The sequence below is a fragment of the Rhodoferax sp. GW822-FHT04A08 genome (assembly GCF_058801025.1).
The window spans coordinates 1-16,439 of record NZ_JBXAMW010000002.1 but is presented as its reverse complement, the minus strand read 5'-3'; the positions used below and the strand labels follow the sequence as shown (position 1 = coordinate 16,439).

Sequence of the window (16,439 nt, the reverse complement as noted above, 5' to 3'; positions counted from 1 at the left end):
GCCTATGTTGCGCCGTCACTTTGTTGCCTCTTCCCTTGCGTTGCCCCTGGCCTGGGGCAGTGCCACCTTGCATGCGGCGCCTGGCAATGCTGGGCGCTTTCTGTTCGTGTTTCTGCGCGGGGGGTATGACGCGGCCAGCTTGCTGGTGCCCATTTCCAGCAGTTACTACTACGCCGTGCGGCCCGATATTGCGCTGGCCAAACCATCGTCGGACCTGGCTTCGGCACTGCCGCTGACCGCCGACTGGGGGCTGCACCCGGCCCTGCGTGACAGCCTCTATCCGCTGTACCAGAGTGGTGAGCTGGCCTTTGTGCCGTTCTCGGGAACCGATGATGTGAGCCGCAGCCATTTTGAGACGCAGGACAGCATCGAACTCGGCCAGCCGCTGGAGGGGCGGCGCGACTTCGGCTCCGGCTTTTTGAACCGCCTGGCCTCGGCGGTGAGCGGCAGCGCCCCCATGGCCTTCACCGACCAGTTGCCCAGCATCTTCCTGGGTGCGGCCAAGGTACCCAACACCGCGCTCAAGTCGCTGGCCAAGCCTTCGGTGGATGCGCGCCAGAGCGACATCATTGCCTCCATGTACCGCGGCACGGCACTGGCAGGCCCGGTGCAGGAGGGCTTTGCGGTGCGCAACGAGGTCATGCGCGAGATGGCGGCCGAGATGGACGCCGCCAGCCGCAACTCCATCACGGCCAAGGGCTTCGAGCTGGAGGCGCGGCGCATCGGCAAGCTCATGAAGGACAGCTACAACATCTGCTTTGTGGATGTGGGCGGATGGGACACACATGTGGGGCAAGGCGCGGCCACCGGCTACCTGGCCAGCCGCTTTGACGAATTGGGCAAGGGCCTTGCTGCCTTGCCGCAAGAGCTGGGCAGCGCCTGGAAGAACACCACCGTGGTGGTCATGAGCGAGTTTGGCCGCACCTTCCGGCAAAACGGCAACCGGGGCACCGACCATGGCCACGGCAGCGTGATGTGGGTCATGGGGGGCAGTGTGCGCGGTGGGCGTGTGGCGGGCGAGCAGGTGGCCGTGGAGAAGGCCACGCTGTTTCAGGACCGGGACTTTCCGGTGCTCAACGAATACCGTGCCGTGCTGGGCGGACTGTTTGCGCGCCAGTACGCGCTCGGGCCCGCTCAGGTGGACAGCGTTTTTGCGGGTGTGAAGACTAAGGACCTGGGTCTGCTCTGAGGTGGGCGGAAAGGCACGGCAGAATGGGGGCATTGGTGCCCACGCGCGTCCGGAGGTTTTTTGACTTACACATCGTTTCAACTGGTCTGCGGCATTTTGTTTGCCCTGGCCATCGTGCACACCTTCTCCACCAAATACTTTGAACGCCTGGCGCATCTGCAGCCGCGCCATGCCGGGCTGTGGCATCTGCTGGGCGAGGTGGAAGTGGTGTTCGGCTTCTGGGCCCTGGTGCTGGCCCTGGTGATGTTCGCCATGGAGGGGCAGGAAGCTGCGGTGCAGTACATCGACACGCGCAACTACACCGAGCCCCTGTTTGTCTTCGTGGTGATGGTGATTGCCGCCACCCGCCCCATTTTGCAGACGGCGATGGCGCTGGTGTTGCGCATTGCGCAGGCAGTCCCTCTGGGCGGTAGCCTGGGCTATTTTTTGGTGGTGATGGTGTGTGTGCCGTTGCTGGGCTCGTTCATCACCGAGCCGGCGGCCATGACGCTGGCGGCGCTCATTCTGGGGCAGCGCTTCTTTGCCTGCGGGCTGTCTTTGCAATTGCGCTACGCCACTCTGGGGGTGCTGCTGGTGAATGTATCCATTGGAGGCACGCTGACCTCCTTTGCCGCGCCGCCTGTGTTGATGGTGGCTTCTGCCTGGGGCTGGGACACAACCTTCATGGCCTCCCACTTCGGCTGGAAGGCCGCGGCCGCCGTGGTGATCAATGCCACGGTGCTGTCGGTGTGGTTCCGCCGGGAACTGCAGGCGCTGCCGTTGCCGCTGGAGTCGGAAGCGGGAGAAGCCGTTCCTCTGCGGCTGGTGCTGGTGCATTTGCTGTTTCTGGTAGGCGTGGTGGTCTTTGCCCACCACCCGGCCATCTTCATGGGGCTGTTCCTGTTCTTTCTGGGCATTGCGCACGCTTATGAGCGCCACCAAGACAAGCTCATCCTCAAGGAAGGTCTGCTGGTGGCGTTCTTCCTGGCCGGTCTGGTGGTGCTGGGCGGACAGCAGCAATGGTGGCTGCAACCGGTGTTGATGCGCATGAGCAGCGACGTGGTCTTTGTGGGCGCCATGGCGCTCACCGCCTTTACCGACAATGCCGCGCTTACTTATCTGGGTTCCCTCGTGGAGGGCTTAAGCGAGAGTTTCAAATACGCGTTGGTGGCCGGTGCCGTGACCGGTGGCGGCCTGACCATCATTGCCAATGCGCCCAACCCGGCCGGCATTGCCATTCTGCGCGAACACTTTGAAGACGGTGTGGTAAGCCCAGGCTCTTTGCTGCTGGCGGCGCTGCCTCCCACACTGGTGGCAGCTGTTGCGTTCCGGTTCTTCTGAGATGCTCCGTGGCAGGGATGCCGCTCACCAGATCCAGAAGGTGAGCGCCCAGGCGTAGTCAATCAGCGCAAGGGCCGGGGTCGCGGCAAGTACGCCAAGTGCCGTCACAGTGCGGGTGGCAGCATAGCGTCGCACGATGCCGGCAAACAGGGACAGTGACCACAGGTTGGCAACCGTCAGCAGCAGCAGCCGTGCGTCATTGACCCAGTGCAGGGAAATGCCCTCGGCCTTCAACAGGCTGACGGTCAAAGCCGAGAGTCCCAGGAACACGCCCACACCGGCAACCGGAATGAGTGCCTGGCTGAGGTGGTAGAAGCGTTGCTTTTGCCAGGGACCGAGCAGTCGCGTGGTCCACGCCAGAGGCAGGGCCAGGCCGACGCCCATGACCACACCCATGCCCATCAGGTAGCTCAGCAACAGGCCCCCGTCCAGCCAGGAAAAGACGTCGCGTTGTTCGGGGTAGTGCGTCAGCAGCCACCAGGGCGCGTTTTCGGCAAACGGCCACATGATGTCGCGCTCGATCAGCCAGTCGGCCAACCACTGCTTGGCTTCGCCCAGATGCGGATTGATGGTCCATTGGAACGCGCCCAGGGCGATGCCCAACAACCCTACGAGGATCAGCAGCGTCTGCCAACCGTTCGCCAGATGACCGCCCAGGTTCACCACTTCATGGTTGGGCGAGCGCAGTGTGAGGGCGATGGCGTCACGGTGACCGCTGCAGCGACCGCACATGTGGCAGTCGCTGGCGCCTTCGAGCTTGCGTATGGCCACCAAGGGGGCGCAGTTGATGGGCTGAATGCGGATGGTGGGGCCATAGGACTGTCGCCAAGCGTCGGCATCGACCCGGTAGTGCAGCGGCGCGAGCTTGCTCAGCAGACCGAACACCCCATTCACCGGGCACAGGTATTTGCACCAGACGCGTTTTTCACGGCCATAGACATAGCCCACTGCGATGGCTGCCAGCGTGGAGCCACCCAGTACGAGCAACACCGCCTTGGGGTATTGGTAGACACTGACCATTTGTCCGTAGACGGTGGTGCCGACGAAGGCCACGAAAGGCCAGCCGCCCCAACGCATCCAGCGCGGGATGGCACGGTTCAGGCCTTTGCTGCTGGCCCATTCAGTCAGCGCGCCTTCGGGGCAGAGAACACCGCACCAGGTGCGTCCCACCAGAACCATGCTCACCAGCACAAAAGGCCACCAGATGCCCCAGAAGACGAATTGTGCAAAGACGGTGAGGTGGGTGAAGACGTGTGCGGTTTCGTCGGGGAGCGGCAGCAGCGCCGGAACCAGAATCAGTATGGCGTAGCACACCACCACAACCCACTGGGTGGCTCGAATCAGCTTGCCATGGCGTTTGAGCCACTCGCCCAGGCCGGCCACCAGGGGCCTGCGTGGGGCCCGCCTCAGCGCCGTCGCGAATTCCATCGGACCCCCAACCAATAGGCGCAGAACACCAGAACGATCATCAGTGACGGACGCGCACGGTAACCGGTGAACGCGGACACCACGCTGCCCACGACGCTGCCATCGTCCAGCAGTGCGGAGCTATCCCACAGCTGGTTGATCAAGGCTGGCAGGGTCTGTATGCCAATCAGTCGCTCCACGCCGCTGACGAGCAGGGCACAGGCCAGCAACAGCAGCATGGCCTCGGTTACCCGGAAGAAGGCGCGCCAGGAAATCAGCTTCCCTCCCAGCTGCAGTGCGTAGAACGTGACCGCCGCAACCAGCACGCCCAAGCTCAGGGCGATCCAGAAGGCGGGTGAAGCCAGACTGCTGCCGTTGGCCAGACTGCTCAGGAACACCACGGTCTCACTTCCCTCGCGCGCAACGGCGATGGCAGCCAGTGCGCCCACGCCCCACCAGTTTTTCTGGCGGGCGTTGAGCTCCAGTGACTGCTCCATATCGCGCCTGAGGCTGCGCGCGTGGCGGCGCATCCAGAAGACCATTTGCACGATCAGGCCGGCCGCAGCCAATTGCAGCGCTGATTGAAAATATTCCTGCCCCTCATCGGACAAAACTGCATTGAGGGCTTCGATGCCAAGGCCCAGCAACAAGGCGCCACACAGCCCCGCCAGAACGCCCAGCCACAGGAACCGCACGCCTCTTCGTCCCTCCGGGTTGCGGGAAAGCCATGCGTGCAGGATTCCCACCACCAGCATGGCTTCGACGCTTTCGCGCCACATCACAAAGAAGATCTGGGCCAGGTTGTGCATCGCGTTTTGTGACTCCGGCTATTTGGCAACCAGGTTGCCTTGGCCCTGCTGGATGTGGAAGTCGTCGAAGAATTTGTATTCGCCCGGGTCCAACGGGTAGACCACGACAAAAGAGTTGCCGCCGGGGTTCAGGGCCTTCTCCTTGCGCAGTTGCACGCTTTCAAACTCGATGGCTTCCGTGCCCGTGTTGTAGATGTCGATCCTGAATTTCTTGCCCGCAGGAACCACCAGTTTTTGCGGCTTGAACACACCGTTGTTGCATTCCAGCCGAAAGCTCGGCAGGTCCTCGGCGGCCATAGCGGCGGGGGCCGCTGCCAGCGTCAGGCAAGCCAGAAGGCCTGCTGCGAAGTGTCGGAATCCCTGGGCCACGGTAGATCTCCCAAGGCTCAGTAGCCGCCTTTTTTGCCGGTTCCGGCGTAGGTGAAGTCGTAGTTCAGATCGAACGCCTTGAACCACGGACCCACACCGGTTTCCTTGTCGACGTGACGGCCAAAGTGCGCATGCGGGTTGTCCGATGGCGGCATGATGGTGAGCTTGAGCTTGTACTTGCCAGGACCATCGAGCTTGACGTTGTCACCATAGTGCGGTCCGTCGCTGGCCACCATAGGCATCAGGTCGCCGGAGAGCTTGAAGTTGCTTCCCGTCTTGCTGAGTTCGAACTTGACCATCAAATACGGCATCCAGTCGCCCTGGGCGAAGCCGTTGGGGTTGTTCTTGACTGCGTGGATATCCGCTTCCAGATGGATGTCAGATTCTTCAACCTTCTTCATCATGCCGTCCGGCTCCATCTTCACCGGCTGCAGATAGACGGCGCCGATTTCAAGGCCGCTCACGATCTGGTGCTTGCCGATCGGGGTTTCTGCCGCCTGCGCGAGCGAAGAGAGCAGTGCCAGGCCAAGGAGCGCGGAATGAGCAATACGTGGTTTCATGGTGAAGACATCGGTGGGTGGTGAGGATGGATAAATCCTAACACAGAATGCGAATCACTCTCATTTACTTTTGTAAACACGCCTCTCCAGAGACTGTCTTTCAGGAGGTATCAGCGCCTTGCAGTTTCTGCGTAGGACCCTTGATGGCGCAGTGGCGTCAGCAGGTCAGACAGGCCGTTGTGGTCGATTTCGTGCATCAATGCCAACAGGCGGCCCAGTTCCCCTTTGGGAAATCCTTCGCGCGCGAACCAGGTGAGGTAGTTGCCTGGCAGATCGGCAATGCGGCGGCCCTTGTACTTGCCGTAGGGCATTTCGCGGGTCACAAGCAGTTGCAGGTCTTCGGGATTCATGGGGCGCTTTGCAGTGGCTGGGGCGAGGTCAGTTGTTGGGAAGTTTGGCCTCATTGCAGGCAGTCCGGGAGACCGACCTCGCTACAATGCGCGCCAGTCACTTTCCCTCTTCTCAACCGTGCCCGAGGAACTTCAGTATGCATGTTAACCAGGGTGCCAATAGTTGGACAGACAAGGCAATCTCCCGCATTGAGGCCGACTACCAGCGTAGCGCCGATACGCATCTGATTCCGTTGAATCTGCCCATGTTTTCGAATCGCGGGATCGACCTGTATCTGAAAGACGAATCAACCCATCCGACCGGCAGTCTGAAGCACCGACTGGCACGCTCGCTGTTCTTGTACGCCCTGTGCAATGGCTGGATCCGTGAAGGCTCGACCATTGTCGAAGCCTCCAGCGGCTCCACCGCCGTCAGCGAAGCCTACTTTGCACGCCTGTTGGGGCTGCCGTTCATTGCCGTCATGGCAAAAAGCACCTCTCCTGAGAAAGTCGCCCAGATCGAGTTTTATGGTGGGCGCTGCCATTTTGTGGATACGGCGTCCCAGGTCTATGCACAGGCCAAGCAACTGGCCGACCAATGGCAGGGCCATTACATGGACCAGTTCACCTACGCCGAGCGCGCAACGGACTGGCGTGGCAACAACAACATTGCGCAAAGCATGTTCCAGCAGATGCAGCAGGAGCGCCACCCGGTGCCGCGCTGGATCGTGGCGGCGGCGGGCACGGGCGGAACCAGTGCCACCATCGGACGCTACATCCGCTACAGTCGCCACGCCACACGGCTGTTGGTGCCCGATCCGGCCGGTTCGGTTTTCTCCGATTATTTTGCAAGTGGCGATGCCGCCATCTGCGGACCGGGCTCGCGCATCGAAGGTATCGGACGCCCCCGTGTGGAGCCAAGCTTCATCCGAACCCTGGTGGATCGCATGCTGGTGGTGCAAGACAGCTATTCCATTGCCGCCATGCGCGCGCTGTCGGTGTTGCTGGGACGCAAGGTGGGCCCTTCCACGGGCACGAACTTCATGGGCATGCTGACCCTGGCGCTGGAAATGCGCGAGCGTGGTGAGTCCGGGTCAATACTCTCATTGCTGTGCGACGCCGGTGAACGCTACCTACCCACCTACTACGACGAACAATGGGTTGCCCAAACGATAGGTGATTGCACGGATGCGGCGCAGTGGGTGCGTGCTGCAATGTCGCAAGCGAGCGCCTGACCGGCAGCAATCAGTTGCGGCGTGCGTCCCAGAGCTGGACCCAATCCTGGAACTCTTCCACCGGCATGGGCCGAGCGACGAAGTAGCCCTGTGAATAGTCGCATTTGAATTGGGCCAGAAGGTCCCAGTGCTCCTGGGTTTCAACGCCTTCGGCGACGACCATCAGGCCAATGTCGTGTGCAAGCTCGATCGTCGAACGCACGATCAGCGAAGACTCCTTGCTGGTAGTGATATTCCGTACGAACGATTGGTCAATCTTCAAATAGTCGACTGGCATCTTTTGCAGGTAGCTCAGGGAGGAGTAGCCTGTGCCAAAGTCGTCGATATAGAGCGGTATGCCTTGGTTGCGCAGCCCGTGCAATACACGCAATGAAAACTCGGCGTCCTCCATGATGACGGATTCGGTTACCTCCATCTCCAGCAGGCCGACCGGTACATCCTTGACTGACAGCAGCTTGTGCAGTCGATTTTCAAAATCCTCGTCATGCAGGTTGCGGGCGGAAATGTTCACCGCAATGGGTAGTGCGCAACCTCTTTCATTCCAGTCCTGCGCGATGCCCAACACGGCTTCTATGACCCAATCCGTGAGGGGTTTGATGAGCCCGGTGTGCTCGGCCAGATCAATGAACTCCCCCGGCGGAATGATTCCATACTTGGCATGCTTCCAGCGGACCAGGGCCTCTGCCCCTCGGACCAGACCTGAGGCCACATGGATCTTGGGTTGCAGGTAGATGCGCAAGTCTCCCTCATCAATGGCGCGCCTCAGTTCTCCGGCCAGCGTCAGGCGTCTGGACTGGTCGCGCGCCTTGGGCGGACTGCAGACGCACAAGCCGATCCCACGCTTCTTGGCTTGGTGGACCGCTATGTCAACGTTGCGATACAGGTCGTGCGGGTTGGTTCCGTGCTGGGGATACAGGGCGATGCCGATCCTGGCTGACAACTCCAGGGGAATGTCGGCAATGAGAAAACGACCCGAGAAAGCCTGCTGCAGTTGCTGCCCCATCAGAATGGCAGCGCTTTCGTCACACTCAGGTATCAATACCGCAAACTCATCGCCGCGCAAGCGGGCGACCATTGCGGAATTTGCAGCGGCCGAGCGCAGTCTCTCCGCGAATTCCCGCAGCAGACAGTCACCCTGGTGAAAGCCCAGCGCGTCGTTGATTTCGGACAGCCGTTCGATATTTGTCTGAATCAACGCGAACGACTGCCCCTTGGCATGACACGAATGAATGGCGCCATTCAACAGCTCGGTGAAGTAATTGCTGTTGGGCAGACCGGTGAGCGCGTCGTAGCTCGTGAGAAGGTGCATCGCATTTTCTATCTTCTCCTTTTCTATTCTTTCACGCAGCGAGGTGAGGCCATAGGCAAGATCCTCTGCAAGTTCCGTCAGCAGCTTTTCCTCATCTGGTCCGAACGCATCCGGTTGGGACGCATATATTCCGATGCCTCCTATAGTTTCTCCCTGCACCTTCAACGGGAAGGCAATGCCAGCGGCGTAGTCGGCCATATCGGAGCGCCAAGCGGAATAGTTGGGATCCGCATGCAGGTTCTGAATGACACATACCTTTTCCGTGCGAATGGCCCGTGCCATGGGACCGCGCCCATACTCGTTGTCTGCCCAACTGTTCTTGATGGCGCGCAGCGCCTCCATGCCCGCCGAGTGACCACACTCCGCCATGGTGCGCAGGGTCTTGTCCTTGTCGTCATTGGTGTAGCACACGATGGCCATGGCATAGCCACCTACCTTGACGATGGCCTGGCACATGCTGTCCAACAGGGATTGTTCGTCCGTGGCCCTGAGCAGTGCGCGGTTCCCTGCACTGAGCGTTGTGAGCGCGCGGCTCACACTTTCCTGCAACCGAATGCGTCGCTCCAGCTCCGCGTTGAGCTCCTGAATCTGATCTTCGGTGCGTTTGCGCTCGGATATATCGCTACCCACTACGTAATACCCGATCACCTCGTCACGATTGCCCAACCGGGGAACGTACTGAATGGCAAGCCAGGTGTCTGGAAACGGCATCCAGTCGTAATGCTGCAACTGACCTTTCAGCGCACTTTCAATCTGTTTTGATATCGTGGCATAGCGGTCCTGCCCCAAGACCTGTTGCACGCTGTGCCCCCGTATGTCTTTCATGCAGGGGGCAAAGTATTTCTTGTACAGGTCGTTGACGTATTCGTAATGCTGCTGTGCGTTGACGTAGGCAATCAGGGCAGGCACGTTGTTGGCAATGCCTGACAGATGGTCTTCACTGTCGTTGGCCTGTCTTCTCAGGACCGAATAGATCGCAAGAACCAAGCCCAGAAGAAACGTGCCCGTCAGTATGGTCGTGGTCATTTGACCACCTCGTGAGTGATCTGCCGAGTCGATCCGCCGAACTTCTCAATATGCATTGATAACCTCCATCTAAGGTGCAATAGCAGTATTGATTTCCTAAGACGCCCCCATTCGCATTGATTCAAATTGTGAAGGAGGATCAACAATCGTTTTGTGCCTGGGCGGCAACAGTCTTGTGCCAGCCGCGGAATGCGGCTATCCGTGTCCAGTTCGGTGCAAGCGGGGCGTCGGCGCGCAGATCCTCAGGCCGCCTTTATGCGTGCGGCAACGTGCTCCACCAGGAAGTCAATCAGCACGCGGCATTTGGGCGCCAGGAAGCGATTGGGCGGATACAGGATGTGCGCGGTGCCGTGGTAGTTTGCCTCCAGCTCCCATTCTGGAAGGATGCGCTGCACGGCCCCTGATCGCAGCGCACTTCGGGCCACGAAGTCGGGAACGCATCCAACACCCACGCCCCGCAGGACAGCTTCCAGGCGCATTTCGCTGTGGTTGGCGACATAGCGCCCCTTGACGACGACGTCCTCAACTTCGTTGCCCTTCTTGAATCGCCACCAGTTGTCCCGGTCGCGCTCTCCCAGGTAGAGGCAGTTGATTCCCACCAGGTCTTTGGGGTTCTTGATGGGGTGGTTGTTCTTGAGAAACTTGGGCGAAGCGCACAGGATGTGCTCAACCTCCATCAGCGGCCGCGAAGCCAGATTCAACGGCGGCACCTTGGTCAGCTGGACCACCAGATCGACACCTTCCTGAATAGGGTCGACCAGCTTGTCGGTGACGATGAGCTGCACGTCCACTTCGGGATACTTGTCCAGGAAATCCAGGATCGCAGGATGCAGGATGTGCTTTGCAAAAGCCTTGGGCGCAGTGAGGCGAACCATGCCTTGCGGTCGCTCCATGAACTTGGCCGTTACCTGCATGGCGCCTTGCGCGGCCTCCACCAGTTCGCTGCATTTGTGGAAGGCCTCCATGCCCACATCGGTGAGTTGCAACTGGCGGGTGGTGCGCCGAATCAGTTGGGCCCCCAACACTCTTTCCAGTCGGGTGACCTGTTTGCTCACCGCTGACGGCGTGATGTGAAGAAAGCGCGCGGCGGCCGAAAAGCTGCCCGACTCCGCCACGCGAACGAAGGTGACCATTTCGGTCAACACATCCAAGAATTCATTCTTTCCCATTGGGAAACACTCCCTTTCCAGCGACACCTGTTGTCAATATACCTGTGAAGGAAGAGGATCGCTGCGGCATGAGACCTTGTACCGGGCAGGGCGATACCGGTAAATCGTCAAGCAGTCAATCGGAAATTGGTTCCGAGGGGGCATATCAGCTGTTCCGCCATGTGGGATTTTGCAAACACTCTTCCGACCAGAAGATCAGTCCGTCCCGATCTCACTTTCAAACCGGAGGAAACATGATCTCTAAACGGATTCGCAGCTTTGCAGATATGGACGTTGTGGCCAGTCATTCACGCCATATCCTGACGCTTTTCAGCGGTGGCCTGGACAGCAGTTATGCCTTGAAGGAATTGGCCCGACGCAACTGCAAGGTTACTGCAATGGCGGTGGATGTCGGGGATGGCGTGGACCAGAGCGACCTGAAGTCCATCGCCGACCACTTCGGCGCCGACCTGGAAGTCGTGGATGCGAGGGAAGAGTTCGTCAACGTGGGTGTCATTCCTGCCATCCGCGCGCAAGCCAAATACCTGGGCATCTACCCGATCAGTTCTTCGCTCACCCGTCCGCTGATTGCGGCCTCCGCAGTGCGGACGGCAAAGAGGCTTGGCTGCGACGCCGTCATCCATACCGCCAATCAATCGCAGAACAGCCTGCGCCGCCTCAACGGTGCCATCTCGCAATTGGGATTTGGTGGTTGGTACGGGACGCCCTATGAATTTTCTGCCCTCAGCCGTGAAGAGAAGATCGCCGGATTGGCGGCAGCAGGGCTCACACGCTTTCAGGCACGCGGCATCAGTGGTGACGCCAATCTGTGGGTGCGCGAGTACGAATCGGGCTCACTGGACAACCCGGAGGCCTTCTGGGTGCCGGACTCTCTGTACCAGTGGACCGCTGCGACGCAGAGCAAGTTTGGAGCCAGCGTGCAGATCCGTTTTGAAGGCGGCAGGCCGGTGGCGGTCAACGGCAAACGCATGCCGACCATGGAGCTTGTTGAGCAGCTCAACTACCACGTGGGTTCGTTCGGCATTGGCCGGTACAGTGGGCTTGAACACCTGGACCAGGGTGAGAAGGTGCTTGAAGTGCGGGAGGCCCCGGCGGCAACCATTCTGATGGATGCCTACAGGCATCTGGAGACGGCCTGCCTTGAATATGAGGTGCTGCGTGAGAAAGCCAGCCAGGAGCAGCTCTGGGTACGCGAGGCCATTGAAGGCCGGTGGTATGGCAAGCTGCGCGAATCGGCAGAGCAGTTCATCGACTGCACAGCCCAGCAGGTCAGCGGGACTGTCGGCTTTCAACTGCGCGGCGGTGCTGCCGACGTGTGCTCCATCGTGGCTGACGTGCCGCTCTACCTGACGGACCGCGATGCGTGGGAGAAGTCGATTGCCAAGATTCGCGGCAGCAACAGCCTGCAGATCCCCGAGGCCATGGAGGTGGCAGCATGAACGCCGTACTCTCCCCGACGCGCCAAGTAACAAGCCCGCCGCTATGGGCGCGCGCCTCGCGGCTCCTGGCCTCCAAGGACTATGCTGTGCTGGCTGGCTCGGACGTTGCCGAGGCTGCAGGTGTGTACGACTCCAGCTGGCATGACTTTGCGGATTATTGGAACCGGCTGACATTGGACCGGCACATGGGCGACGGTGGGCGCTATCGTCTGCGGCGTTACGGGCAGTTCAATACGCAGTCGGACGGCTCGCTGCTGCAACTTCCGCACGGGCCCTATGAGCAGCCGAGCTATGTGAATGCGCTCAATGGCGGCATACCGCGCTACTTTGATCCATTGGAGCAAGGCTTTGTGGCGCACCCCGTCCTGCGGGGAATCCTGTGGACCCTGGTGCGCATTGTCGATGCCGCGCAAGGACATCCGACCCCCTGGAACATCCGTTTGCACCCCTACCGGATCCTGGCGCGCAGTGGAGAGCTTGGACAACCTACGCCTGAGGGCTTGCACCGTGACGGGGTGCACTACATCGTCTCGATGATGGTGCGCCGGCAGAACGTGGTGGGTGGCGAGAGCATGATCACGGATGTCCGCAGACGCCTGCTGGACAGCGCGACGCTCACGGAGCCCATGCATACCTTCATCGCCAATGACGAGAGCACGATGCACGCCGTCACCGCCATTTCCCCCAAGATTGACGGCATGCCCGCTTATCGGGACGTGCTGGTTGTCGCCTTCACCCGGCGGGAGTCTGCATGAAGGGCTCACCTGCAGGGTTGGCAAATGCCGCAACTACGGCTGCGTCATACACCCGATATCTGCCCGAACTCATGTTGCTGGCAGTCGCGGCGGTGTGGGGCGGCAGCTACGCGGTGGCCAAGCAGGTGACCCTGCAGGTGACGGTGCTGCATTACCTGGTGCTGCGTTTCAGCCTGACGGCGATAGTGCTGACACCGTCCTTGCTGTCCATGCTGGGACGGCAGAACGTGCGCAAAAGCCTGACGGTTGGTGCCACGTTGGGCTTGTTGCTGTTGTGCATATTTGTGTGCGAGACGGTCGGGGTTACGCTCACCTCGGCCACCAACGCGGCGTTTCTCATCAGCCTATGCGTTGCGCTGACCCCTCTGGTGGAATGGGCCCTTCTTGGACGCCCACCAAGCCAGGTGGTATTGGCGGCCGTGGCAGCCTGCCTGGCAGGCGTTCTGCTACTGAGCCCCTCTGCGCTCATGGAGCCCCTAAGGAGCAAGGGTGACTGGCTGATGCTGGCCGCAGCCCTTCTGCGCGCGCTCATGATGACCCTGACACGCAAGATGACGCAATGGCACCCGGTCTCTGCCCTGCAGCTCACCGCCATGCAGGCCTGGATTGTGTTTCTGGGTGCCCTGTTTGCATTGCTGTCTACGGATGGGCAAGGGCTTGCCGACACCATCCCCGGCAATCTGGATTTCTGGTTCCTCATGGGATTTTTGGTTCTGTTTTGCACGGTGTTTGCATTCTTTGCACAGAACTATGCCGCTGCCAGGTCTTCACCCACCAAGGTCGTTTTCTTAATGGGCAGTGAACCGATATTTGGTGCCCTGTTCGCCTGGATATTTTTCGGGGAGATGCTCTCTGGCTGGGCCTGGATCGGATGCGGACTCATACTTGCCGGTACCGGTGCCGTGTTGCGGGCGCCGCGCAAATAAAAATGAGACAACACATGGAATATGCAGGACACTCGTAGATTGGAGGCATAAAAAAATAGTTTTCAGAGCAGCGCAAGCCGCCGTTGGGGAAAACGATGCTACAAAACCTGCCAAACGAGCATTGGGTGTTGCTTTCGACCGAGCCCGCCGGACGGAGGGAGTACCGACTTGCGCTGTGCGCCATCCTGTTTTCAGCCCTGGTTCTTCTGTGTGCAGCACCGTTTGCCAAGAGTCCCTTGGAAGAGTTCTCCGCCTTCCTCCCGGCATACGTGGCGGCGCTGGTTCTCTGTGACCTGATTACTGCGGCGCTGCTATTCAGTCAGTACGGCGTACTGCGGGCACCCGCCCTGTTGGTGCTGGCAGGCGGTTATGTGTTCTCCTGTTTGATTACGCTGGCCTACGCGCTGAGCTTTCCCAATCTGTTCTGGTCGCCACAGGTGACCGGCGCCGGGCCGCAAACATCGTCTGCCATGTACATGTTCTGGCACGGTGGCTTTCCCCTGTTTGTCATTGCCTATGCCAATACCAGGCGCGACGATGGCACGGGCGGACCACCCGAAACCCAGACGACCCGTGCAGCAACCGTCCGTGTGGTTGCCACAGTGTTCCTGGTACTTGCCCTTGTAACGGGGTTCACGCTGTTTGCGCTGCGAGGAAATGGGCTTATCCCGACGTTTCTGGATGGCAACCAGACAACTCCCCTGGGGCACGGGTTTCTGTTGGCCGTCTGGCTGTTGAGTGCAACTGCGCTGGTGGCACTTTGGCGCAAGAAGCCGCACTCCGTGCTCGATGTATGGCTGTTGGTCGTCCTGTGCGTCTGGTTGTGTGACATTGCGCTGGGGGCTCTGTTGAACACCGGTCGCTATGACCTGGGTTGGTATGTGGGACGCATGTACGGCCTGCTGGCAGCGAGTCTTCTTTTGATCGTGCTGCTGATAGAGCATGGCAGGCAGTACGCCCGGCTGGTACAGCTTTCCATGGAGCTGGGAACGGCAAACCAGGCGCTTGCCACGCTGTCCCGCCACGATGGGCTGACCGGCTTGTCCAACCGCCGCTATCTGGACGAATATCTGGATGTTCAGATCACTCTGGCAAAGCGGCAAAGGGACGTGCTGGCCTTGGTCCTGATCGACGTGGACCATTTCAAGCTGTACAACGATCGGTACGGCCACCCGCGTGGCGATGAATGTCTGAAGGTTGTCGCGACGGCACTCCAGAAGTGCACCAATCGGCCCGCCGATATGGTGGCCCGATACGGCGGTGAGGAGTTCGCGGTGGTGTTGCCCGGAACGGACTTGCATGGAGCCATCCAGGTCGCGGACTCGATCAGGATTGCCGTAGCCAACTTGAACATTGCGCATGCCGGCTCGCCGACTGCGCCTAGCGTCAGCATCAGCGCAGGCGTGGCCGCATTTGCACGCCACGCGGAAATGACAGCGGAGCGCCTGCTCGTTGCGGCCGATGACGCCTTGTACAGCGCCAAGCGCCGTGGTCGAAACCGTGTGGATTTCGCCGAGGAACTGTAGCCCGTGATTGCTACCAGGTGGCCAATGCACCGAGCAGCTTCGCCTTGGTATCTTCGTTGGCAAAGCTGGCTTCTATGGAGGTGTGCGCGACCGACCTGGTGACGTCATCGTTCCAGCCAAAAGTCCGTTGGCACAAGGCATATTCCCCCACCAGACTGGCGTCCAGCAAGGCGGGGTCATCGGTATTGACTGAGACAGGCACACCCGCAGCTCGCAGCCTTTCGATGGGATGCTCCTGCATGGACGGATATACGCGCAGAACCAGATTCGACGTGGGGCAGATCCCCAGGGGGATCTGCCGGTCGGCCAGCATGCGGACCAGTGCCGGGTCTTCTATGGCTCTGACGCCGTGGTCAATCCTGTCTGCGCCCAGCAGCTCCACCGCGTCCCAGACCCCTTCGGGTCCACTGGACTCGCCGGCGTGGACTGTGCGGCGCAAACCGGCGTTTGTCGCCCTGCGGAAGGCATCGGCAAAGCGTGGACCGGTGCGACCTGCGGCGGCCTCATTGCCATCTACCGACAAGGCGACCACTCTCGGGTGACGCATGGTGGTCAGCATGTCAACCAGTTCGATGGCGGCGTCGGCTGACTGTGTGCGCAGCAGGCTGACACACAGTCCCACGCTGGGCAGACCGTCCTGCTCGGCCTGCGTAAAGCCGGCATCGATCGCCTCCAGCATGGCGCCCAGTCGGCCGTGCCAGGCATGCCAGTGCGTGGGGTTGAAGATCACATCGGCATAGCCCGTCCCGTTGTCGGCCAGCCGTTGACTCAGGCCATAGCTCAATTCCACCAGTCGATCGGTGGTGCAAGCCAGGCCGCAGGCCAAATCCAGAAAGCCCAGAAAATCGGCAAGGCCCGAAAACTTGAAGAGGTCCTCCTGCGGCCGGGGCAAGCTGACGCCTTCCAGCCTGGCCCACTGGGCGATCAAACCGGCCCCAAAACTGCCCTCCAAATGGAGATGCACCTCGGCTTTGGGAAGTGATTTCAGTCGACTTGCTTTAGCGTTCTGGACAGATGTATTCATGGAAGGCCTTTGGGAATCAACCGGGCGTTGGGTCTCGCGGTTGTAGT

At 60.3% G+C, this 16,439-nt stretch carries 15 protein-coding genes; 7 read left to right on the top strand and 8 right to left on the bottom strand.

Features of this window, described 5'->3' with window-relative positions; genetic code table 11:
- Positions 1-4: 4 nt before the first annotated feature.
- Entirely contained in the window at positions 5-1,189 is a 1,185-nt protein-coding gene (locus AC1RMF_RS04655) for a DUF1501 domain-containing protein (RefSeq protein ID WP_493139978.1), read from the top strand.
- Between the two features lie 60 nt (positions 1,190-1,249).
- Positions 1,250-2,509, top strand: coding sequence for a putative Na+/H+ antiporter (locus AC1RMF_RS04650; RefSeq protein ID WP_342616380.1), 1,260 nt, complete (start codon positions 1,250-1,252; stop codon positions 2,507-2,509).
- 24 nt (positions 2,510-2,533) lie between these two features.
- Here AC1RMF_RS04650 and AC1RMF_RS04645 read toward each other — a convergent pair whose 3' ends face one another.
- From AC1RMF_RS04645 to AC1RMF_RS04625, 5 genes are all read right to left on the bottom strand, one after another.
- Positions 2,534-3,937: a 4Fe-4S binding protein gene (locus tag AC1RMF_RS04645; protein WP_493139976.1), complete on the bottom strand. Its 1,404-nt coding sequence runs from the start codon at positions 3,935-3,937 to the stop codon at positions 2,534-2,536.
- Positions 3,916-4,716, bottom strand: a complete 801-nt coding sequence (locus AC1RMF_RS04640; RefSeq protein ID WP_493140777.1) for an FTR1 family iron permease — start codon at positions 4,714-4,716, stop codon at positions 3,916-3,918. Before AC1RMF_RS04640 ends, AC1RMF_RS04645 begins: the two co-directional genes overlap by 22 nt.
- 27 nt (positions 4,717-4,743) lie before the next feature.
- On the bottom strand, positions 4,744-5,094 hold the full coding sequence (locus AC1RMF_RS04635; protein WP_493139974.1) for a cupredoxin domain-containing protein: 351 nt from the start codon (positions 5,092-5,094) through the stop codon (positions 4,744-4,746).
- A 17-nt stretch (positions 5,095-5,111) separates the two neighbouring features.
- Positions 5,112-5,654 carry an iron transporter gene (locus tag AC1RMF_RS04630; RefSeq protein WP_493139972.1) on the bottom strand — a complete coding sequence of 181 codons (543 nt, stop codon included), beginning with the start codon at positions 5,652-5,654 and terminating at the stop codon, positions 5,112-5,114.
- Between the two features lie 110 nt (positions 5,655-5,764).
- Entirely contained in the window at positions 5,765-6,004 is a 240-nt protein-coding gene (locus AC1RMF_RS04625; RefSeq protein WP_493139970.1) for a DUF3820 family protein, read from the bottom strand.
- Positions 6,005-6,141: 137 nt separating this feature from the next.
- Here AC1RMF_RS04625 and AC1RMF_RS04620 point away from each other — a divergent pair, with 137 nt between their 5' ends.
- Positions 6,142-7,218: a PLP-dependent cysteine synthase family protein gene (locus tag AC1RMF_RS04620; protein WP_493139968.1), complete on the top strand. Its 1,077-nt coding sequence runs from the start codon at positions 6,142-6,144 to the stop codon at positions 7,216-7,218.
- A 10-nt stretch (positions 7,219-7,228) separates the two neighbouring features.
- On the opposite strand, the gene AC1RMF_RS04615 is transcribed toward AC1RMF_RS04620, so the two are convergent.
- Positions 7,229-9,553, bottom strand: coding sequence for a sensor domain-containing protein (locus AC1RMF_RS04615; RefSeq protein ID WP_493139966.1), 2,325 nt, complete (start codon positions 9,551-9,553; stop codon positions 7,229-7,231).
- Positions 9,554-9,795: 242 nt separating this feature from the next.
- Positions 9,796-10,722, bottom strand: a complete 927-nt coding sequence (locus AC1RMF_RS04610; RefSeq protein ID WP_493139964.1) for a LysR family transcriptional regulator — start codon at positions 10,720-10,722, stop codon at positions 9,796-9,798.
- Positions 10,723-10,955: 233 nt separating this feature from the next.
- Between AC1RMF_RS04610 and AC1RMF_RS04605 the strand changes: the two genes are divergently transcribed.
- The 4 genes from AC1RMF_RS04605 (at position 10,956) to AC1RMF_RS04590 (ending at position 15,368) form a co-directional block, all read left to right on the top strand.
- A complete protein-coding gene (locus tag AC1RMF_RS04605; protein WP_493139962.1) occupies positions 10,956-12,161 on the top strand; it encodes an argininosuccinate synthase-related protein in 1,206 nt (401 codons plus the stop codon).
- Positions 12,158-12,916 (top strand): 2OG-Fe dioxygenase family protein, encoded by a 759-nt coding sequence (locus AC1RMF_RS04600; RefSeq protein WP_493139960.1) that lies wholly within the window; start codon positions 12,158-12,160, stop codon positions 12,914-12,916. The genes AC1RMF_RS04605 and AC1RMF_RS04600 overlap by 4 nt, the downstream gene beginning before the upstream one ends.
- On the top strand, positions 12,913-13,842 hold the full coding sequence (locus AC1RMF_RS04595; RefSeq protein WP_342616389.1) for a DMT family transporter: 930 nt from the start codon (positions 12,913-12,915) through the stop codon (positions 13,840-13,842). The genes AC1RMF_RS04600 and AC1RMF_RS04595 overlap by 4 nt, the downstream gene beginning before the upstream one ends.
- A 95-nt stretch (positions 13,843-13,937) precedes the next feature.
- Positions 13,938-15,368 (top strand): GGDEF domain-containing protein, encoded by a 1,431-nt coding sequence (locus AC1RMF_RS04590; RefSeq protein WP_493139957.1) that lies wholly within the window; start codon positions 13,938-13,940, stop codon positions 15,366-15,368.
- Between the two features lie 10 nt (positions 15,369-15,378).
- Here the strand turns inward: AC1RMF_RS04590 and add are convergent, their stop codons facing one another.
- Positions 15,379-16,392: an adenosine deaminase gene (add, locus tag AC1RMF_RS04585; protein WP_493139955.1), complete on the bottom strand. Its 1,014-nt coding sequence runs from the start codon at positions 16,390-16,392 to the stop codon at positions 15,379-15,381.
- Between the last annotated feature and the right edge of the window lie 47 nt (positions 16,393-16,439).